Source organism: Nocardia sputi, assembly GCF_023501985.1.
Window position 1 is genome coordinate 281,722 of sequence record NZ_JAMFLC010000005.1, and the last position, 20,299, is coordinate 302,020.

At 69.3% G+C, this 20,299-nt stretch carries 15 protein-coding genes and 1 tRNA gene; 7 read left to right on the top strand and 9 right to left on the bottom strand.

Annotated features, from left to right (window positions below; genetic code table 11):
- Positions 1-2 precede the first annotated feature (2 nt).
- Positions 3-3,476, top strand: a complete 3,474-nt coding sequence (locus M8859_RS10550) for an indolepyruvate ferredoxin oxidoreductase family protein (RefSeq protein ID WP_249644150.1) — start codon at positions 3-5, stop codon at positions 3,474-3,476.
- On the opposite strand, the gene M8859_RS10555 is transcribed toward M8859_RS10550, so the two are convergent.
- The 3 genes from M8859_RS10555 to amaB form a co-directional block, all read right to left on the bottom strand.
- Positions 3,473-4,927 carry a subtype B tannase gene (locus tag M8859_RS10555; RefSeq protein ID WP_249644151.1) on the bottom strand — a complete coding sequence of 485 codons (1,455 nt, stop codon included), beginning with the start codon at positions 4,925-4,927 and terminating at the stop codon, positions 3,473-3,475. The genes M8859_RS10550 and M8859_RS10555 overlap by 4 nt on opposite strands.
- Before the next feature lie 273 nt (positions 4,928-5,200).
- Positions 5,201-5,274: transfer RNA gene (locus M8859_RS10560), tRNA-Met, on the bottom strand.
- Positions 5,275-5,348: 74 nt separating this feature from the next.
- Complete coding sequence (gene amaB / locus M8859_RS10565) at positions 5,349-6,878, bottom strand: L-piperidine-6-carboxylate dehydrogenase (RefSeq protein ID WP_195071624.1); 1,530 nt, start codon at positions 6,876-6,878, stop codon at positions 5,349-5,351.
- Positions 6,879-6,990: 112 nt separating this feature from the next.
- Here amaB and M8859_RS10570 point away from each other — a divergent pair, with 112 nt between their 5' ends.
- The 3 genes from M8859_RS10570 to M8859_RS10580 all read left to right on the top strand — a co-directional run bounded on the left by M8859_RS10570 (position 6,991) and on the right by M8859_RS10580 (position 10,192).
- Positions 6,991-7,443 (top strand): Lrp/AsnC family transcriptional regulator, encoded by a 453-nt coding sequence (locus tag M8859_RS10570; RefSeq protein ID WP_043688065.1) that lies wholly within the window; start codon positions 6,991-6,993, stop codon positions 7,441-7,443.
- Between the two features lie 64 nt (positions 7,444-7,507).
- Positions 7,508-8,842 carry an L-lysine 6-transaminase gene (gene lat / locus M8859_RS10575; RefSeq protein ID WP_249644152.1) on the top strand — a complete coding sequence of 445 codons (1,335 nt, stop codon included), beginning with the start codon at positions 7,508-7,510 and terminating at the stop codon, positions 8,840-8,842.
- Between the two features lie 126 nt (positions 8,843-8,968).
- Positions 8,969-10,192, top strand: a complete 1,224-nt coding sequence (locus tag M8859_RS10580) for a YVTN family beta-propeller repeat protein (RefSeq protein ID WP_249644153.1) — start codon at positions 8,969-8,971, stop codon at positions 10,190-10,192.
- A gap of 63 nt (positions 10,193-10,255) precedes the next feature.
- Here M8859_RS10580 and M8859_RS10585 read toward each other — a convergent pair whose 3' ends face one another.
- Positions 10,256-10,600 carry a hypothetical protein gene (locus tag M8859_RS10585; RefSeq protein ID WP_195071622.1) on the bottom strand — a complete coding sequence of 115 codons (345 nt, stop codon included), beginning with the start codon at positions 10,598-10,600 and terminating at the stop codon, positions 10,256-10,258.
- Positions 10,601-10,801: 201 nt separating this feature from the next.
- Here M8859_RS10585 and M8859_RS10590 point away from each other — a divergent pair, with 201 nt between their 5' ends.
- Positions 10,802-12,184 carry a serine/threonine-protein kinase gene (locus M8859_RS10590; protein WP_249644154.1) on the top strand — a complete coding sequence of 461 codons (1,383 nt, stop codon included), beginning with the start codon at positions 10,802-10,804 and terminating at the stop codon, positions 12,182-12,184.
- A 173-nt stretch (positions 12,185-12,357) separates the two neighbouring features.
- The gene (locus tag M8859_RS10595; RefSeq protein ID WP_249644155.1) at positions 12,358-14,430 is read left to right on the top strand and encodes a serine/threonine-protein kinase; all 2,073 of its coding nucleotides are present in this window, start codon (positions 12,358-12,360) and stop codon (positions 14,428-14,430) included.
- Between the two features lie 21 nt (positions 14,431-14,451).
- Here the strand turns inward: M8859_RS10595 and M8859_RS10600 are convergent, their stop codons facing one another.
- From M8859_RS10600 to M8859_RS10610, 3 genes are all read right to left on the bottom strand, one after another.
- Entirely contained in the window at positions 14,452-15,390 is a 939-nt protein-coding gene (locus M8859_RS10600) for a patatin-like phospholipase family protein (protein WP_223518591.1), read from the bottom strand.
- Between the two features lie 144 nt (positions 15,391-15,534).
- Entirely contained in the window at positions 15,535-17,340 is a 1,806-nt protein-coding gene (locus tag M8859_RS10605; protein WP_195071619.1) for an acetyl/propionyl/methylcrotonyl-CoA carboxylase subunit alpha, read from the bottom strand.
- A gap of 195 nt (positions 17,341-17,535) precedes the next feature.
- The gene (locus tag M8859_RS10610; protein ID WP_159929373.1) at positions 17,536-18,453 is read right to left on the bottom strand and encodes a sulfurtransferase; all 918 of its coding nucleotides are present in this window, start codon (positions 18,451-18,453) and stop codon (positions 17,536-17,538) included.
- Between the two features lie 167 nt (positions 18,454-18,620).
- Between M8859_RS10610 and M8859_RS10615 the strand changes: the two genes are divergently transcribed.
- Positions 18,621-19,415 carry a helix-turn-helix transcriptional regulator gene (locus tag M8859_RS10615; RefSeq protein WP_159929347.1) on the top strand — a complete coding sequence of 265 codons (795 nt, stop codon included), beginning with the start codon at positions 18,621-18,623 and terminating at the stop codon, positions 19,413-19,415.
- On the opposite strand, the gene M8859_RS10620 is transcribed toward M8859_RS10615, so the two are convergent.
- Complete coding sequence (locus tag M8859_RS10620; protein ID WP_159929345.1) at positions 19,344-19,976, bottom strand: nucleoside triphosphate pyrophosphatase; 633 nt, start codon at positions 19,974-19,976, stop codon at positions 19,344-19,346. The genes M8859_RS10615 and M8859_RS10620 overlap by 72 nt on opposite strands.
- Entirely contained in the window at positions 19,973-20,296 is a 324-nt protein-coding gene (locus M8859_RS10625) for an acyl-CoA carboxylase subunit epsilon (RefSeq protein WP_321212642.1), read from the bottom strand. Before M8859_RS10625 ends, M8859_RS10620 begins: the two co-directional genes overlap by 4 nt.
- Positions 20,297-20,299 lie beyond the last annotated feature (3 nt).

A 20,299-nucleotide genomic window follows, 5' to 3' on the forward strand; every position in this document is an offset into this window, starting at 1 on the left:
GTATGACCGAGCTCGCTGACCGCGACCTGATCGCAGCTTCCTACGACCTCGCCGACCGTTACCGCGTCGGCTCGGACACCGTGGTGCTCACCGGCGTCCAGGCCATCGCGCGACAATTGGTCGAGCAGCACGTCCGTGATCTCCGAGCGGGCCGGCGGGTCGGCACGTTCGTCTCCGGGTACCAGGGCAGTCCGCTCGGCGGCGTCGACAAGATGCTGTCCGGAATGCCGGATGTCCTCGCTGAGCACGACATCGCCTTCGTTCCGGGGCTGAACGAGGAACTGGCCGCGACCTCCGTCTGGGGGAGTCAGGCGGATCTGCCCGCGGGCACCGCGACACACGACGGCGTCGTCGGTGTCTGGTACGGCAAAGGCCCAGGCCTGGACCGCGCGACCGATGCCCTTCGCCACGCCAACATGTACGGCGCGAATCCGCGCGGCGGCGTCCTGTTGCTGGTCGGCGACGATCCGGCGGCGAAGTCCTCCACTGTGCCCGCGGTGAGCGACCGCTCGCTGGCGGCGATGAACATTCCCGTGCTGTTCCCGCGCAACGCGCGCGAGATCATCACCATGGGCCTGCACGGGGTCGCCCTGTCCCGCGCCTCGGGCTGCCTCGTGGCACTGAAGATCGTCGCCGACGTAGCCGACGGCGCCTGGACGGTCGACGGCTCGGTCGGGGACATCGACATCGTCGTGCCCGAGATCGACTGGGACGGCCGGCCTTTCCGCTACCGGCAGCGTCCGATGGGCGCGCCCGCCGACAGCCTGCTCGCCGAGGCGGATCTCTACGGTCCCCGTTGGGAACTGGTGCGGGCCTACAGCACCCGCAACGGGCTGGACGTGATCGAGGTCGACCCGGCCCGCGCCACGATCGGGATCGCCGCCACGGGCACCACCTTCGACGCGGTCCGCCAAGCGCTGATCGACCTCGGCGCGGACGACGACGCGCTCCGGGACGCGGGCATCCGGCTGCTGCGCATCGGGATGCCGTATCCGGTCGCGCCCGAACGCGTCCGCGAGTTCGCCACCGGCCTCACCCGGCTGATCGTCGTCGAGGACAAGACGGCCTTCATCGAGACCCAGATTCGAGACATTCTGTACGGCGTCCCGGCCGCCCCCGAGATCGTCGGCAAGCGCGACGGCGCGGGCCGCCCGCTGTTCGGCACCGATGGCGAACTCACCTCCGGGCGCATCGCCGCACCGCTGCGCCGCGTGCTCGACGGGCACGTCGAGATGAAACGCCCGCTGCCGCAACCGCTGTCGCTGTCGGTGCTGCCCGCCAAGCGCACGGCCTACTTCTGCAGCGGTTGTCCGCACAATCGATCCACCGCAGTGCCGGAAGGGTCGCTGGCGGGCGGCGGGATCGGCTGCCACACCTCGGTGACCATGTCGGGGCGCACGGACAGCAAGGTCACCGGATTGACCCAGATGGGCGGCGAGGGCTCGCAATGGATCGGTCAGGCCCCGTTCACCGATGTGCCGCACCTGTTCCAGAACATCGGCGACGGCACGTATTTCCACTCCGGTCAGCTCGCCGTGCAGGCGTGCGTGGCCGCCGGGGTGAACATCACCTTCAAGCTGCTGCACAACGACGTCGTCGCGATGACCGGCGCGCAGCACGCCGAAGGCGCCCTCACGGTGCCGATGCTCACCCACAAGCTCTCGATCGAGGGTGTCCGGCGCATCATCGTCTGCGCCGACGAGCCCGAGCGTTACCGCAAACGCGATCTCGCTCCTGGCACCCTGCTGTGGCATCGGGACCGTCTCGATGAAGCGCAGCGCGCCCTGCGCGAGGTGCCCGGCGTCACGGTGCTGATCTACGACCAGCACTGTGCGGCCGACGCGCGGCGGCAGCGCAAGCGCGGCACCCTGCCGGTGCGCCGCACCCGGGTGGTCATCAACGAGGCGGTGTGCGAGGGCTGTGGTGATTGCGGCGTCCGGAGCAATTGCCTGTCGGTGCAGCCGGTGGACACCGAGTTCGGCCGCAAGACCAGGATCGATCAGACCTCGTGCAACACCGACTACAGCTGCCTGGACGGCGACTGCCCGTCGTTCGTCACGGTCGAGCTGCCCGACCCTGCCGAGCGCGAGCGGCGCGAGGAAGTTCGCCGCGAGCAGCCTCCGCGGCTGCCGGACCTGGCGCACGAACCGCCGACGACCACGCAGAACGTCTTCCTCGCTGGCATCGGAGGCACCGGCATCGTCACCGTGAACCAGGTACTGGCCACCGCCGCGATGCGGGCCGGGTACGAGGTGGCGAGCCTGGACCAGATCGGCATGAGCCAGAAGGCAGGTCCCGTGGTCTCGCACCTGCGGTTCGCCGTGGACGCGCTGGAGCCGGCCAACCGGCTGGCCCCGGCCTCGGCCGACTGTCTCGTGGCTTTCGACCTGCTGACCGCCGCCGACACCAAGAACCTGGCTTACGGGTCCGCCGCGACGACCGTGTCGGTGGCCTCCACCAGCAGGACTCCGACCGGGGACATGGTCTACGACAAGTCGGTCGGCCATCCCGACGAGGCGATGCTGCTGGAGCGGTTGGCGAAAGTATCGCGGTCGGTGCGGTCCTTCGACGCGCTCGCCGCCGCGCAAGTCCTCTTCGGCAACACCGCCGCCGCGAACTTCCTGCTGGTCGGAGCCGCTTACCAGAGCGGAGGACTGCGGCTGCCGCGCACCGCGATCGAGGAGGCGATCGAGATCAACGGCGTGGCCGTGGACGCCAACCTCGCGGCCTTCCGCTGGGGACGGGTCGCGATCGCGCGGCCGGAGGAGTTCGCCGCCGCGACCGCTCGTCGCGTGGCCGGACCCGCCTCACCCGCGGCGCCCGCGGACCTGTTCGACGGGCTGACCGCCACCGGCGAGACGCGGCGGCTGGTGGCGCTGCGGGCGACCGAGCTGATCGGTTTCCAGAGCGTGGCGGTGGCCCGCGACTACGTGCGCACGATGCAACGCGTTTGGGACGCGGAGCGGCGGGTCACCGACAGCACCGCGTTCAGCGAACAGGTGGCGCGCGGGCTGTACAAGTTCACGGCCTACAAAGACGAGTACGAGGTGGCCCGACGACTCACCGATCCGGCGTTCCTGGCCGAGGTCGCCGCACAGGTGCCCGACGGGGCGAACCTCACCTACCGGCTGCACCCGCCGATCCTGCGCGCGATGGGCCGGGAGAAGAAGATCGGGATGCGGCCGGGCAGTCACTTCGCCCTCCGTCTGCTGGCCAAGGGCAAGCGGTTGCGCGGCACCAAGTTCGACCCGTTCGGTTACGCGCACGTGCGCCGGGTGGAACGCGAACTGCTCGCGCACTACACCGCGATGGTGACCGACCTCGCCGACACGCTGGAGCTGGCCGGCTACGACCGCGCGGTGCGTGCGGCGTCCCTCGCCGACGTGGTGCGCGGCTACGAGGACGTCAAGCTCGCCAACGTCGCGGTCTACGCCGAGCGGTTGCGGGAACTCGGTATCGAGCCGCCGCGCTGCTAGCGGCTCGCGGTGTAACCGGTCACCCTGCCGATCCACCGGATGAAATCCGCCGCGTCCTCGTTGCTGCCGTGCCCGGCGTCCCAGTACATCGCGGCGTCGACGTCGTCGCCCAGATTCTCGAGGCTCGCGGCGAGATTGCCCACGATGGTCAGCGACGTGTCGGTGTCCTTGGTGCCGACCCGGATCCACCAATGCTCGGCCCGCGCCGGGTTCTTCTGTCCGATGAAGGGCATGGGATTCATCATTGTGATCTTCTCGGGCAGGTCGCCGTCCAGCTGCGCGCCGGGGTCGCCGGTGGCGCGCCGCAGGCTGTACAGGGTGAAATGCCTGGCCTTGGTGGTTCCCACCCCGAACTCGTTGTTCTCTCCGGAGGACAGGTCGAAAGCGTCGAACGCGGGCACGCCCTTCTTCCGCTCTCCCACGTGCGCGAGGAAGTCCGGCCAAGGGAACTCCGCCCGATCGCCCGCCCACGTGATCCAAGGGTTGGCCGCCAGGTAGCTGGAGCGGTCGGCGTCGGGCAGTGCGGTCAGGTACGCGGTTGCCGCCGGTTCGAGGTAGGTCCGCACGAGGTAGCGGCCGTAGTTGTCGGCCGTGATGGGTCCGAATCCGTCTTTGCCCTGGAGCCCGATCGACGCTTGGTAGCCGGTGAACGCCGCACTCAGGTCCCGCGACGCGGTTGCGTCGAGTTCCCCGGAGCGCAGGGGATTGGCGCCCCAATTCCATTCGTAGGCCATATCGGCGTGTTCGAGATCGGTGATGGGGCAGTAGGGCGCGGCGGCGAAGACGGCGTCGCTGGCGTCCGCCGCGCCGAGATCGGCGAGGTACCGGTGGTACATACCGCTGTCCGCGGAAGCCCCGAGCAGGGCGGACAGCGCACCTCCCGCGCTGACTCCGGTGGCCACGATCCGATCGGTGTTTCCCGGCACGCGGCCGGAGTTGTGGCGCAGGTATCGGACCGCGGCCTTCAGATCCACGATGGCGGCGGGCGCGACGCCGTAGTACGTGCCGTCGGGACCGACGAGGTCCCGCCCGCGAGCGCCGGACTCGACGACGACGTAGCCGGCGGCCAGCGCGAGGTCTTGGTTCCTGGTCCGCTCGCCGCCGTCGCCCGTCACGGAGGACGACAGGTAGCCGACGACGGAGTTGCTGAAAAGGATGGGAGCCGTGCTCGCGTCGACGGCCGTTCCGTCGATCTCGACGGGCACGCTGATGTTCAAGCTCTGATACGCCTTGTTAACCGGTTTCGCGACATAGACAACGCTCTCGTAGAAGCGATAGGCGACTTCCTTGTCGCGCTCGAAGGTGGCGACGGTCTTCGTCTGCTCCGTGAACGCGTCGGGGTCGAAGGCCAACTCGGCCTTCGCGCTGCCGTCCGGCCCGCCGCAGGCGGCGGCGAACATCGACACGGCCACCGCCGCGGCACATCCCTCGAGCATCGCTCTGCGTCGCACAGCTATCTCCTTCGCGTTCGTGGCGAAACACGGGCGTCACGGGCCGCAACGGGAAGAACTCAGCCATCTTCTGGCTACCGTACCGGGGAAGGTGCACGAGGGAGGGCAACCGGACGGAGGGCGCGATTCGATCGACCGCGCCGAAGCCGCTGCCCGGCATCGGAGCAGGCGTCGGTTTCGCGGGCGGCAGCCGAGCGGATCATCCGCGATGACGAGCCCGGCAAAGAAATAACCCGGGCCAGTCGGTGTGAACCGTCTGACCCGGGCTTCCAGTAGCGGGGACAGGATTTGAACCTGCGGCCTCTGGGTTATGAGCCCAGCGAGCTACCGAGCTGCTCCACCCCGCGTCGTAAGGACAACACTACACAGGGTGGAGCGAATAACCGAATCGTGCTGGTGGGGCGGGGTGCGTGGGGGTGGTTCAGCCGAACTCGATGCCCTGGGCGAGGGGAAGTTCGGTGGAATAGTTGACCGTGTTGGTGGCTCGGCGCATATAGGCCTTCCAGGAGTCCGAGCCGGATTCGCGTCCGCCGCCGGTCTGCTTCTCACCGCCGAAGGCGCCGCCGATCTCGGCGCCGGAGGTGCCGATGTTGACGTTTGCGATTCCGCAATCGGATCCGTCGGCGGCGAGGAAGCGTTCGGCCTCGCGCTGGTCGGTCGTGAAGATCGCGGACGAAAGACCTTGTGGCACTTCGTTGTGCAGCGCGATCGCGCGATCGAAGTCGTCGTAGGCGAGAACGTAGAGGATCGGCGCGAACGTCTCCTCCCGGACCACCGCGGTCTGGGCGGGCATGCGCACGATGGCGGGGCGCACGTAGTAGGCGTCGTCGCCGAACCCCTCGACGCGTTCGCCGCCGCAGACCAGTTCGCCGCCGTCGGTCACCGCCTTGTCCAGCGCGGCACGCATCCCGGTGTAGGCCTTCCCATCGATCAGCGGCCCGACCAGCACCCCGTCGTCGAGCGGATTGCCGACCGACAGTTGCCGGTAGGCCCGCTCCAACCGGTCCACCAGCGATCCGGCCACGTCACGGTGCACGATCAACCGCCGCAGCGTGGTGCACCGCTGCCCGGCCGTGCCCGCCGCGGCGAACACGATGGCCCGCGCCGCGAGGTCCAGGTCGGCCGACGCGGTGACGATCGCGCCGTTGTTGCCGCCCAGCTCCAGCAGGCAGCGTCCGAGCCGCTCGGCCACCCGTGGCGCCACCAGCCGGCCCATCCGCACCGAGCCGGTCGCGCTCACCAGCGCCACCCGTTCGTCATCGACCAGCCGGGAGCCCACGTCGCGTGCGCCCTGGATCACCTGATGCACTTCGGGATCCGCGCCCACCTCCTCGGCCGCGCGCCGCAGCAGCGCGTGACAGGCCAGCGCCGTCAGCGGGGTCGTCTCCGACGGCTTCCACACCAAGGTGTCGCCGCAAACCAGCGCGATCGCGGTGTTCCACGCCCAGACCGCGACCGGGAAGTTGAACGCCGAGATCACCCCGACCACGCCGAGCGGATGCCAGGTCTCCATCAACCGGTGGCCCGGACGTTCCGAGGGCATGGTGTGGCCGTACAACTGCCGGGACAGGCCGACGGCGAATTCGCAGATGTCGATCATCTCCTGCACTTCACCCGCCGCCTCGGCGGGGATCTTGCCCGCCTCCAGCGTCACCAGCTCGGCCAAGTCGCGCTTGTGGGCGGTGAGCAGCTGCCCGAGCCTGCGCACGACCCCGGCCCGGACGGGCGCGGGAACGCTGCGCCAGGCCCGGAAGGCGGTGGCGGCCCGTCCGATCGCGTCATCCACTTCCTCGAGCGAGCTGGACCGCAGGGTCGTCAACTGCCCTCCGGTGATGGGAGTTCGTGCGGGCAGGTCACCGGGCTCCGGTGGTCGCGCGCCTAATTCGCGCAGCACCGCCTCCGCGCGGGCGGCCAGCTGTCGGGTGGTCCGGTCATCGAGTACATCGGTCATCTGTTGTTCCGCCGTACCTTTCGGCCGCGTCGCGGCGTGTATGTCCCACATGGCGGGAGGATGGAGGGGAGGTTTCGGACACGAGCCGCGCTGCCTGAGTTAGCCTTCGCTGATGGCGGATACACCGGCAAGACCCGTACTCGATGACATCGATCGCCTGCTGATTCGTGAACTGATGGCCGATGGACGGGCCACCCTGTCGAACCTGGCCGAAAAGGCGAGTCTGTCGGTGTCCGCGGTGCAGTCACGGGTCCGCCGACTAGAGGCGCGCGGTGTGATCCGCGGGTACACCGCGCATGTCGATCCCGAAGCGCTCGGTCAACTGCTGTCGGCATTCGTCGCAATCACTCCTCTCGACCCGTCGCAACCCGATGACGCGCCCGCTGTGCTGCAGCACATCCCCGGCATCGAGGCGTGCCACTCGGTGGCAGGCGAGGAGAGCTACGTCCTGCTGGTGCGAGTGGCGTCCCCGCGGCATCTCGAACAGTTGCTCCAAGAGATCAGAGCCACCGCCAACGTGCGTACCCGGAGCACCATCATCTTGCAGACATTCTATGACAGGTAGCGATTTCGCGGAATTAATCCGTTTCGCTGTAGAGGTTCCGTAAATTTTTACGTACCCTCGGGGCGTGACCATCGAACTGGAACGCACCCGCCCGGCGGTCACCCCCGCCGCCCGGGTCCATGAGATCTTGTCGGTGAGCATCCTGGCCGACGGCTTCGACTTGGTACTCGACCTCAACCGTTCCCGCGGCTGCCGCCTCGTCGACGAACGCGACGGCAGCCCCTACCTCGACATGTTCGGTTTCTTCGCCTCCAACGCGCTGGGCATGAACCATCCCGCCCTCGCCGACGACGCGCAGTTCCGTGCCGAGCTCACCGCCGCGGCATTGAACAAGCCGAGCAACTCCGATATCTACACCGTGGAGATGGCCCGCTTCGTCGAGACGTTCGTGCGGGTGCTCGGTGATCCGCGGCTACCGCACCTGTTCTTCATCGACGGCGGCGGCCTCGCGGTGGAGAACGCCCTCAAGGTCGCGTTCGACTGGAAGAGCAGGCACAACGAATCCCACGACCGCGCACCGGAACTCGGCACCAAGGTGCTGCATCTGACCGGCGCGTTCCACGGCCGCACCGGCTACACCATGTCGCTCACCAACACCGATCCGGTGAAGACCGCGCGTTTCCCCAAGTTCGACTGGCCCCGCATCAAGTCGCCCTATCTCACCGACGCCTTCGACGTCGAGGAGGCGGAGGCGTGCACGCTCACCCAGGCGCGGCGCGCGTTCGAGGAAAACCCGCACGACATAGCGTGTTTCATCGCCGAGCCGATTCAGGGCGAGGGCGGCGACCGGCATCTGCGCCCCCAGTTCCTGCAAGCGGTGCAGCGGCTGTGTCAGGACAACGATGCGCTTTTCGTGCTGGACGAGGTGCAGACCGGAGTCGGCATGACCGGAACCGCCTGGGCCTACCAGCAACTCGGCCTGGAGCCGGACGTCGTCGCTTTCGGTAAGCGCACCCAGGTCTGCGGCGTCATGGCGGGTGGGCGCGTGGACGAGGTACCCGACAACGTGTTCGCCGTCAGCTCCCGGCTCAACTCGACCTGGGGTGGCAACCTGGGCGACATGGTGCGCAGCCGGCGCATCCTGGAGGTGCTCGAGCGGGACCAGCTGATCGAGCGGTCCCGGCCGCTGGGTGCGCACCTGCTCGAACGGCTGGGCGCGCTCGCCGCCCGGCACGCCGATGTCAGCGAGCCGCGTGGGCGCGGACTGATGTGCGCGATCACGTTGTCGTCGTCCCGGCTGCGCGACGAGGTGCTCACCGCGCTGCGCGAGCGCGAGCGCGTGCTGATCCTCGGCACCGGCGAGCGGGGCATCCGGTTCCGTCCCCCGCTCACGGTCACCGGCCCCGAGCTGGACGAGGCCGTCGACGCGCTGGATCGGGTCCTGACCAGCATCGAATAGTCGCGAACGGGATGATCCGGGCATTCCGGTATCCCCGGCGCGGGGTACGCCGAAATCCCGGATCCACCTCCTAGGCTTCCCAGCCATGGCCGATCGTCTTCACCACTCTGCGAGCAGGTGCGGCGCGTGAACCGGCAGCGCACGTATCGATGCTGCGCGCCCCACCTCGTGATCCCTCTCGTCGTGCTCTCGGCGGTGGCGGGCTGCGCCGCCAGTGACGCGGGCACGGTGGGCACCGAGGAAGGCCGGGCGGCCACGACCACCGTGGCCGCACCCACCACCGTCGCGTTCCCACCGCACATGACCGATCTGCTGCCCGGGATGCCGCCCCCGCTCTCACCGAACGACGTGTACGCGGCCAACCGCGAACTCAGCCCCGCCGTGGCCGACCATCGCCCCTTGGTCTACGTGCCCAACAGCCAGTCGAACACGGTCTCGGTGATCGATCCGGACACCTTCCAGGTGATCGACACCTTCCCCGCGGGCGGTTCGGAGCCGCAGCATGTCGTCCCCTCCTACGACATGCAGACGCTCTACGTCACCAACGACCTGCCGTTGGGCGGCGGCAGCCTGCTGCCGATCGATCCGCGGACGGGGAGGCCGGGCGAACCCTTCCCCGTGCGCGATCCGTACAACATGTACTACACCCCGGACGGCCGGTACGCGCTCGTCGTCGCCGAGGCGGACAAGTCGCTGGACTTCTACGACCCGCGGACCTGGCAGAAGATGCACGCTTTGGCGGTCCCCGACTGCGCGGGCGTCGACCACATGGACTTCACCGCCGACGGCCGTTTCGCCCTCGCGTCGTGCGAATTCATCGGCCGGATGCTGGCTTTCGACGTGGCCGAGCGCAGGATCGTCAAGGTGATCGACCTGCCGGGCGGACCCTCGGGCAAGCCGCAGGATGTGAAGCTCTCTCCGGACGGGCACACCTTCTTCGTCGCCGACATGGCCGCCGACGGCATCTACCTCTTCGACGCGCACACCTTCGAGAACACCGGGTTCGTGCCGACCGGTAAGGGAACCCACGGGCTCTACGTCACCCGCGACTCCACGCAGATGCTCATCACCAACCGGCACGAAGGCAGCATCTCGGTGTGGGATTTCGCGGCGAACGGGCTGGTGTACAAGTGGTTCGTGCCCGCGGGCGGCAGTCCCGACATGGGCAATATCTCCGCGGACGGGCGTGTTTTCTGGGCGTCCGGCCGCCACCACGGCGAGGTGTACGCCATCGACATCGTCAATTGGACGCTGCTGGCGCGCATTCCCGTCGGCAAGGGGCCGCACGGGCTCACCATCTGGCCGCAACCAGGACGCTATTCCACCGGGCACACCGGTGTCATGCGCTGACCTCGTCCGTCTTTCGGTGCGCCTTTCGCGCGAGTAGAGCGCGCCGGACACGCCGGTCCGTGGTCAAGCGACGACCGGCCGCAGCCCCAAACCGCCTTCGACGAAACGGCGGACGGAAGCCAGTCCCGCGTCCAGGGCGGTTTCGTAGGCGGGGCGAGCCCATCCGGTCACGTTCGCGGTGCCGTCGCCCATCGGCGTCACCGCGATCTCGGCCACCAGCTCGGCCGTCGTCGGTTCGCACACCGCCCAGGAGAAACACGTCTCCTCCGCCCAGCCGGCACTGCGCCGGGCGACGTAGTCCGGCTCGGTGATCCCGCCCGCGGCCAGAGCGGGACGGTCATCGAGCCGGTCGTCGGCACGCAGGGCGCGCAGATACCAGGCACCCGCGTTGATCTCGACCGGCTCCATCAGCATCCGCCCGTTGCGCCGCGCCCGCCACCCGATGAGACCGGCGCCCCCGTGACCGCTCGGTCGAATTCCGCGACGCGCGGCGGCCTCGCTGCGACATGATCGGATGGCCGCGGCGCGAATTTCGCGCCATTCGGGGTGCCGATGCGGATTTCGGGTAGTTCGGTCATGAGGAAGAGGCTAGCGGGAGGTTCTGTCGACATGGGCGAGCTGTGGTTCGGCCACTACCGCCTCGATCGGTTGCTAGGTAGCGGCGGCATGGGCGAGGTCTGGCTCGCGCACGACACCACCGCCGACCGTGCCGTCGCATTGAAGGTTTTGGCCCCCGCGTATGCGGCGGATACGAGATTCCGACAGCGATTCACCAGGGAGGCTCGGCTCGCGGCCCAGGTGCGCGGGCCGCACCTGGTGCCGATCCATTCCTTCGGCGAACTCGACGGTCGCCTCTACATCGATATGGAGTTCATCGAAGGCTGTGACGTGGCCGCGCTGCTGCGGCGCGAGGGGCGGCTGGAACCCGAGCGTGCGATCGAGATCGTGGCGCAGACCGCCACCGCGCTCGACGCGGCGCATCGTGCGGGCCTGGTGCACCGCGACGTGAAGCCGTCCAACATCATGGTGACCCCCGACGACGCGGTCTACCTGATCGACTTCGGCACCGCGCACCGCAGCGACCAGCCCGCGATCACCGCCACCGGCAATGTGGTCGGCACCCTTGCCTACATGGCGCCGGAGCGGTTCGAGGGGGCGGCGGTGCCCCGGTCCGACCAGTACTCGCTGGCCTGCGTGCTCTACGAGTGCGTCACCGGACGACGACCGTTCGACGACGGCGACCCACCGCGGCTGTTGCGCGCCCACCTCATGCAGACCCCACCGCTCGCCTCCACGCTCAACCCCGCCGTGCCGCCGGAAATGGACGCTGTGATCGCACGCGGTATGGCGAAGGACCCGAGCCGGCGGTTCTCCAGCGCGGGGGAATTGGCCTCGGCCGGGTACGCGGCCGTGACAGGTCGAGACGCGACCACGGTCGAACTCGCGCCTTCGTCGCCGACTTTCGTGCTGCCGCCGCCGCGTGCGACGGCCAGGACCGGCGTCTCGTCCGAGGCGCGCACGTCCATCGGACCGCGTCTGGCTCTGGCGGCTTTCGGGACGCTCGTCGTGGCGGTGGCCGGGGCGCTGTGGCTCGGACGGCCGGAAATGGCCGACGCGGGCTCGGCAACCGCTTCGGCTCCCCCTTCCGAACAGGACCACGCGACACAATCGACATTGCCGTCGCACGTCCCGGCCACGCGGGCGCCTGTGCCGATCTCGGCGCCCACCTTGGTCCTGCCCGGCGCCGGGCAGCCGTGTGATCCGGTGGCGGACGTGGACAGTGTCACCGTGGACGGCCTCCTGCTGACCTGTACTCCGCTGGCGACGGGCCGTGCCAGTTGGCTTCCGGCTCCCGGCGGTGTCGCCGTGGGGAACGTCGAGAACGCTCCCGAGCAGCACAGCTCGGGTGGCGACAAGCGTGACCGGGACAAGCCCGGCAATGCGGACCAGGGCAACGGCAGGGACAAAAACAAGCCCAAACCCGGCAAGTAGGCGGGCTTGACGGACTGTCGTCGAGCACACAGTGGTGCGCGACGCGGGGTGCGGTTACGCTCCGAAAGAGGCCACGTTCTTCGGCATTCGCGCGGTGATCTGGTGTTTCCCGGAGTTCCCGCCGCAGGTGGAGGCCGGGTCGACCGGACGTCAACGGTGACTGGAGGTTCGCGATGGGGGAGGTGCGATTCGGGGGTTACCGGCTGGAGCGCTTGCTCGGCAAGGGCGGCATGGGTCAAGTGTGGCTGGCGTACGACACGGTGGCGGCGCGCCGGGTGGCGTTGAAACTCCTGCCCGCCGAACTCGCGGCCGCGGAGGGATACCGCAAGCGCTTCGAGCGCGAAGCCGAAGCGGTGGCGCGGTTGCGCGACCCACACGTGCCGCGCATCCACCGCTTCGGCGAGATCGACGGCCGCCTCTACATCGACATGCAGTTCGTCGAGGGCTCCGACTTGGCGGGCAAGCTGGTGGCCGAGGGCCCCATGCCGCCGGCCGTGGCGGTCGGCATCATCGGACACGTCGCCGCCGCGCTGGACGTCGCGCACCGGGCCGGGCTGGTACACCGCGATGTCAAACCGTCGAACATCGTCGTCCACCCGAGCGGCTTCACCTATCTGATCGACTTCGGCATCGTGCACGGGCTCGGCCGGACGGCCGTGACCACCACTGGCATGGCGATCGGCACCCTCGCGTACATGGCCCCGGAACGGTTCACCGGGGCGGTGGACGGGCGCGCCGACGTCTACTCGCTGGCCTGCGTGCTCTACGAATGCCTCACCGGCTCCCGGCTCTACGGCGACACCGATCCCGCGCAGCAGATGCACGCCCATTTGATGGCGCCTGCCCCACGGGCCGGTTCGGTGCGCGCCGGGGTGCCCGCCGCGCTCGACGCCGTCATCGCCCGCGGTCTGGCCAAGGAGCCGAGTGAAAGATTCCCCACAGCAGGGGAATTCGCCGCGGCCGCCCGCCTCGCGATCGGCGTCGCGGAGTCCCGAGCCGTGCCGCCGCCCTCCGGATCGGGCCGACCGTCCACGAAGCCACTGACCGCCGGGGCGTCCGCAGAGCCTGAGGCCCCACGGGCAAACGCGCATCGTTCCGAGGACCGTGGTCCGGCGAATCCGGCTGCGCGGAGCGATTACTCGCAGCAGTCGGGTCCTCGGCCCGTCGCTCCCCAGGAACCCGCGGATTCGAAGCCGAAGCCGACGCCCGCCCCGACCGAAGTGATGCCGGAGCCAGGTCCGACCCCGACGCTCGTGGCGACGAGGCTCGACTGGCCCCAAGCCGCGGCCCTACCAAGCCCTGTTCCCGGACAGCGCGTTCCGAATCCGGCTTCGTCAGTGCACGGACCTGCCCCTCAGCAGCAGGTGCGCGCGGCCAGCGGTTATCCCCTTGTGCCGCAGCCGTATCCAGCCGTCCGGCGCTGGTATCAGAACGGGGTGTACGCCGCTGGAACCGCTTGGCGCGGACAGCAGGGTCGGCAGGGGCGGTTGCTCGCACTGCGGTCACGCGTCCCGTCACCCCTAGCGCCGCCGTCTCGGCAGAACGGCGCGCCGGCGCGAAAGGTCTTTCCAGCGGTCCAACCTCCGGGGTATTCCTCGATCGCGCAACGGCGTCCCCGCAGCCCGGTCCCGCGTCGGCGGCCGCGACGCCGCCGAAGTCTCCTGTCGAAGATGATCAGCGCGCTGATCGTCGTGTTCCTCGCGCCGTTCGCGTTCGCGGCCGGCTGCGTCGCCTTGATCGCGGCGGGTACCAGGACCGGCGACTCCGGCTCACCCGCTCCCACGTCGCCGCCCTCGGCAGTAGCGGTGGAGCATCCGGGACCGGGCCGGGACGAGCCCCTGCCCGACGCGGCGGCCGTAGCGCCGGTGGGCAGTGCCGTGCGCGACGGCAAATTCGAGTTCGTCGTGACGAAGGTCGACACGGGCGTTTCCCGAATCGGACTGCAAACGGCCGCGGGCTCGTTCCTGATCGTCACGCTGGACGTTCGCAATATCTCCGACGAGACGAAGTGGTTTCTGCCCCTGGGCCAGCGCCTCGTGGACGAGCAGAACACGCCCTTCGACCACAACGCCACCGCAACCATGTGGCAGAACACCCAGCAGCGCCTCGGCTACTCTTTCGAGCTGCGTCCGGGCCAGTCCGCCACCACGAAACTCGTTTTCGACCTGCCCCCGTCCGCCACGCCCGACCACCTCGAACTCCACGACTTCGTCCTGTCGAACGGCGTCCGGGTCCACCTGGGCTGAGTCGCCGAACGCAAAGTCAGGTCAGACGGCCGGGAGGACCGCGGAGAGCGCGTCTAGGACGGCTCGACGGCCGATCTGGAGAGCCGCGGCCAGCAGGGTGGTGTCGCGGGCGGCGCTGTCGATGTCGGGAGAGCCGGGCGGCGGGTGGATCTGGAGGACGGACTCGCCCAGTGCGGCGAGCGCCCGGTCCTCGATGTCCTGCTGGCCGGGGCGCTCGATCCAGGCCCGGTACGCGCCCGGGGCCACGGCGCGCAGATAGCCGCCGCCGACGATCTGATGCAGCCGCGAAGCGGGCGGGCGCCGCTCGTCCACCCGCCGGGTACGCAGGACCAAGGCGTGCGTTGCGCCCGCCTGGACCGCGGTGCGGATCGGCACCGTCTCGGAGAGACCGCCGTCGAAGTAGGCCGAGGCCCCCAGAACGACCGGCGGCCCGGCCAGAAGGGGCAGGCCCGCCGACGCCCGCAGCGCGCGCATGAGCGTGCGCTTGTCGGTGATGTGCGGATGCAGGTCGACCGCCTGCCCGGTCCGGATGTCGGTGGCGATCGGATGGAACGTCGTGGAGTTGGCCAGGATCGCGTCGAAATCCATCGGTTCGATGCCGTCGTACACCTGGTGCACGAGATACCGCAGATCGAACGCGGGACGTCCGCGCAGGAGACGGGCCGGGTCGATGGCCCGGCGCATGATCGTCGGATCGGTCCACGAACGCATGCCGGGGATCGCGCGCCCGCACAGCAGCCAGGCGCCGTTGATCGCGCCCGCCGACGTGCCGTACACCGCGTCGAACACCCCTGCGAGGCCGAGTTCCTCCAGTGCGGACACCATGCCGCTGGAGTACACCCCACGGCTGCCGCCGCCCTCCACCACCAGCGCCAGGCGGTGACCGTCGGCGCGGCCGCCGGTGGCGCGGCGCGCGCGGATCACCTCCGCGACGGGGGAGACGCTTGTCGAGCTGGTCACCGGATCACGATACGACACCCTGGTGTGCGGATCCGGTCCGGCGGAGGCAGCTCGCATGACGACGGAGGGACCGCCGCGTGAACAGCGAGAGCGGGCACGGACCTCGTCGTCCTGTGCCCGCTCCGCGACGCTTTACGCCAGGTGCTACTTGATCTCCGCGAGAACCGTTCCCTGGGTGATCGCCGCGCCCGCCTCGACGGACAGGCCGGTGACGACGCCGGCTTTGTGGGCGTTGACCGGGTTCTCCATCTTCATGGCCTCGAGTACCACGATCAGATCGCCCGCCTCGACCGTCTGGCCCTCTTCGACGGCGACCTTGACGACGGTGCCCTGCATGGGAGCGGTGACCGCGTCACCGGAGGCCGCGCCGCCGCCCGCGCCGCCACGCTTGCGCGGCTTGGGCTTCTTGCGGATCACACCCGCGCCGTTGCCCGCCGCGCCGGCCGCACCGGCCCCGACGGTGAAGTTACCGGGCAGCGACACCTCGACCCGGCGTCCACCGACCTCGACGACGACCTTCTGCCGCGGCAGGTCCTCGTCCTCGTCGTCCGGGGCGCCCGCGCCCGCGAACGGCTCGACGGTGTTGACCCACTCGTTCTCGATCCACTTGGTGTAGACGTCGAACTTCTCGCCGTCACCGATGAACGCCGGGTCCTCGACGATCGCCCGGTGGAACGGGATGACCGTGGCCAGGCCGTCGACCTCGTACTCGGCCAGTGCGCGCCGCGCCCGCTCCAGCGCCTGGGTGCGGTTCTCGCCGGTGACGATGAGCTTGGCCAGCATCGAGTCGAACTGTCCGCCGATCACGCTGCCGGCCACCACGCCGGAGTCCACGCGCACGCCGGGACCGGTGGGCTCCTTGTACACGGTGACCGGGCCGGGGGCGGGCAGGAAGCCGCGGCCGGCGTCCTCGCCGTTGATGCGAAACTCGAAGGAGTGACCGCGCGGCGTCGGGTCCTCGGTGATTTCCAGCTTCTCGCCGTTGGCGATGCGGAACTGCTGGCGCACCAGGTCGATGCCCGCGGTCTCCTCGGTGACCGGGTGCTCCACCTGCAGACGGGTGTTCACCTCGAGGAAGGAGACCGTTTCGCCCTGCACCAGGTACTCGACGGTGCCCGCGCCGTAGTAGCCGGCTTCCTTGCAGATGGCCTTGGCGGAGGCGTGAATCTTCGCGCGGACCTCGTCGGACAGGAACGGCGCGGGGGCCTCCTCGACGAGCTTCTGGAAGCGCCGCTGCAGCGAGCAGTCGCGGGTGCCCGCGACGATGACGTTGCCGTGCTTGTCGGCGATGACCTGCGCCTCGACGTGGCGGGCCTTGTCCAGGTACTGCTCGACGAAGCACTCGCCACGACCGAACGCCGCGGTCGCCTCACGCACGGCCGAGTCGTACAGCTCCGGGATCTCCTCGATGGAGTGCGCGACCTTCATGCCGCGTCCGCCGCCGCCGAAGGCCGCCTTGATGGCCACCGGCACGCCGTAGGTCTTCGCGAACTCGACGACCTCGTTCGCGTCCTTGACCGGGTCCTTGGTGCCCGCGGCCATCGGCGCTTTCGCGCGCTCGGCGATGTGCCGCGCGGTGACCTTGTCACCGAGGTCGCGGATGGACTGGGGGGAGGGGCCGATCCAGATCAGCCCGGCGTCGATGACGGCCTGGGCGAAGTCGGCGTTCTCGGACAGGAAGCCGTAGCCGGGGTGGATGGCGTCGGCGCCGGACTTGGCCGCGGCGTCGAGGATCTTGTCGAACACCAGGTACGACTCGGCCGAGGTCTGCCCACCCAGGGCGAAGGCCTCGTCGGCGAGCTTGACGAACGGAGCGTCGGCGTCCGGCTCGGCGTAGACCGCGACGCTGCCGATACCGGCGTCCTTGGCCGCCCGGATAACGCGCACGGCGATCTCGCCTCGGTTAGCTACGAGTACCTTCGTGATCCGCGCGCTGGCATGGCTGGGCACTGAGCCTCCTGTGTGCATTCTTCTGGTCGCTTCGCCGGGGATGGTCGCTGCGTGGGCTCCGCTCCCGTAATCGACAAACTTACGTCTCGGGCGAGTGTAGGCAGTCTGCCAACAGACGCCGAACTCGGCTAGACCTACTCAACAGTAGGTCGCAGATCACAACGTACGCGATCTGTGTTTGGGACCGCACCCCGACTACCTGCTCCGGGTGCGCCGGGTACCACCGCGCGCGGGTACCTCGCCGGGGTCGTACCCCTTGGCGATGGGCATCCGCACCGAGTTGCCCCACTCGGTCCAGGAACCGTCGTAGTTGCGCACGCCATGGCGCCCGAGCAAATAGGTCAGGACGAACCAGCTGTGACTGGATCGCACGCCGACTCGACTGTAGACCATCACGGCCTCCGCGCCGGTCAACGCGCTATAGACCGCGTCGAGTTCGTCCCGCGCACGGAAGCGTCCGTCGGCGGTGAGCGCCTCGTTCCACGGGACGTTCGACGCGCTGGGAATGTGGCCGCCGCGCAGCGCCGCGTCCTCGGGATCGGCCGGCTCCATGGTGCGCGCGCCGGAGTACTCCTCGGGCGAGCGCACGTCGATCACCGGTTTGCCGAGGTGGGCGAGCACGTCCTCCCGGAAGGCCCGGTAGGTGCCGTCGTCGCGGCGTACGGCCGGGTAGGCGCTGCGCACCGGATAGTCCGGTTCGAAAGTCGTGTCGCGCCCCTCGGAGATCCACGCCGCGCGCCCGCCGTCGAGCAGCCGCACGTCCTCGTGCCCGAACAGGGTGAACACCCACGCCGCGTGCGCCGCCTGCGCGTTGCTCCGGTCCCCGTAGATCACGACCGTGTCGTCGAGTTCTATCCCCTTGGCGCGCATGAGTTCGGTGAAGCGGGTTCCGTCGATATAGTCGCGCGTGACCGGATCGTTCAGATCGCTTCGCCAATCCAGTTTGGTGGCGCCCGGAACGTGCCCGATGTCGTAGAGCAGCGTGTCCTCGTTGGCCTCGATGATCTTGAGTCCCCGCGCGCCTATGTTTGCCGACAGCCACTCCGTGGTTACTAGTCGGTGAGGATGTGCGTAGAGACCGAGCGAGGGATGAGGGTCCGGGGCGACGGGCACGGTGTCGGTTCCTTCACGCATGGGTGGACGGCGGTGGCACGGTTCGAGGTCTCACAGCGATGGTAGGTGTGAGGCGTTAGTGACTGTCGTTTCAGATCACAAATCGGATGAGGGCCGAATAAAGGGCACCTACATCCGATAAAGTCTCCCGGGAGGAGGGGTGAGCTATGTCCGATTCTTGGCCGCGGCGGCGACTGCTCGCGATCCTACGTGGCGCCAGCGAGCCTCTCGACGCCCAGGAACTGGCCAGAATCACCGGACAGCACGTCACGACGGTTCGTTTCCATCTCGACGTGCTCACCAGGGAATCCCTCGTCCGGCAGTTCCAGCAGCCGCCGCGCGGTCGCGGACGTCCGCGCATCGGGTACAGCGCGGTGCAGCGATCGGTCGGCTACCAGGATCTGGCGCAGGTGCTCGCCGATCAGCTCGGCCCTGATCCGCGGCGCAGATCCGAGGCCGCGATCGCGGCGGGCCGTGCCTGGGGCACGAGACTCGACGTCGGTGACCACCGGGTCGAGTCGCTGGAGGACGCCAAAGACCTCACGATGACGTTGATGTCGGAACTGGGTTTCGCGCCCGAGCGCGATCCGTCCCCGGAGACCGAGGGGAAGGTGCTGATCCGGTTGACGGCGTGTCCGCTGCGCGAGCTCGCGCGGACGCACTCCGAGGTGGTGTGCGGTGTGCACCTGGGTCTGCTCGAAGAGGTGCTCGACCGGGGCGGCGCGCGCGGCGCGATCGACGTGCGGATGCATCCTTTCGTCGAGCCGGAATTGTGCGTGGCCCGACTGGAACTCATCGCCGCGCAGCGCGAGGCGACCGCCGGGGCGGCCAGGCTCGACGAAAGGACGGTGCCCGCGGGCGGCGACGCCGAGACCGTCACCGCGCCGCCCTCAGGCCGTGTGGCCCCACAGTTGCGTAACGCTGATCCCAACATCGCCAAGCAGTCGGCGCAGCAGTGGTAGCCCGATGCCGATGACGCTGGACGGGTCACCATCGATGCGGTCGACGAACCAGCCGCCGAGCCCGTCGAGGGTGAACGCGCCCGCCACCTGGAGCGGCTCTCCGGTCGCGATGTAGGCGTCCAGTTCGTCCGGCTCCGGCTTGGCGAAATGCACGGTGGTGCTGCTGCAGTCGACCGCCTCGGCGGTGATCTGCCCGTCGCGCATCCGCACCACGCAGTGACCGGTGACGAGATCAGCGCTGCGCCCGGCCATGTCACCCCACCGAGCGCGGGCGACCTCCGGTGTGTGCGGCTTGCCCTGCAACTCGCCGTCGACGAGCAGCATGGAATCGCAGGCGACCACAACGCAATCGGCGGCGGACTCCGGGATGCCGGCGACCACGGCGGCCGCTTTGGCACGCGCGAGTTCCACCACGACCACCTGGGGTGGCGTGCCCTCCGGGAGGGCGGCGGCGACCGCGTCCTCGTCCACGGCGGAGACCCGGACGATCGGGTCGATGCCCGCCGAACGGAGCACCTCCCGGCGGGCCGGGGACGCGGAAGCCAGGATCAGCCGCGTCACCCGCGCAGGTGGGACAGCTGCGGGAAGGCGTACGGGGAGAACGGCGACGCGCCGCGATGCATCAGCGTGGGACGGCCCCACATGTCGGGCGGGCCCGCGGGGCCGGTCTGCGCGGTGCCGTTCGCGGCCGCGGACAGCACGCACACCAGCGCGGCGAGTTCCTCGTCGGTGGGCGAGCCCTTCACGACGCGGAAGAACGGTTCAGCGGTGGCCTCGGCGGGTAGCGCGGCCGCGTTCGAGGTGGGCGCACCGACCTCGTCCGTGATCGGGTCGACTGTGAGATCCAGTTCGACGGCGCTCAACACATCTTCTTCTGCCACGGT

Bases quoted from the DNA above. Each gene is read 5' to 3' on its own strand.
- M8859_RS10585 (WP_195071622.1), bottom strand. From the start codon at position 10,600: ATGGAGCCGGTCGAGATCAACGCGGGTGCCTGGTATCTGCGCGCCCTG.
- amaB (WP_195071624.1), bottom strand. From the start codon at position 6,878: ATGACCGATGTACTCGATGACCGGACCACCCGACAGCTGGCCGCCCGC.
- M8859_RS10595 (WP_249644155.1), top strand. From the start codon at position 12,358: ATGGGGGAGGTGCGATTCGGGGGTTACCGGCTGGAGCGCTTGCTCGGC.
- M8859_RS10550 (WP_249644150.1), top strand. From the start codon at position 3: ATGACCGAGCTCGCTGACCGCGACCTGATCGCAGCTTCCTACGACCTC.
- M8859_RS10590 (WP_249644154.1), top strand. From the start codon at position 10,802: ATGGGCGAGCTGTGGTTCGGCCACTACCGCCTCGATCGGTTGCTAGGT.
- M8859_RS10570 (WP_043688065.1), top strand. From the start codon at position 6,991: ATGGCGGATACACCGGCAAGACCCGTACTCGATGACATCGATCGCCTG.
- M8859_RS10615 (WP_159929347.1), top strand. From the start codon at position 18,621: ATGTCCGATTCTTGGCCGCGGCGGCGACTGCTCGCGATCCTACGTGGC.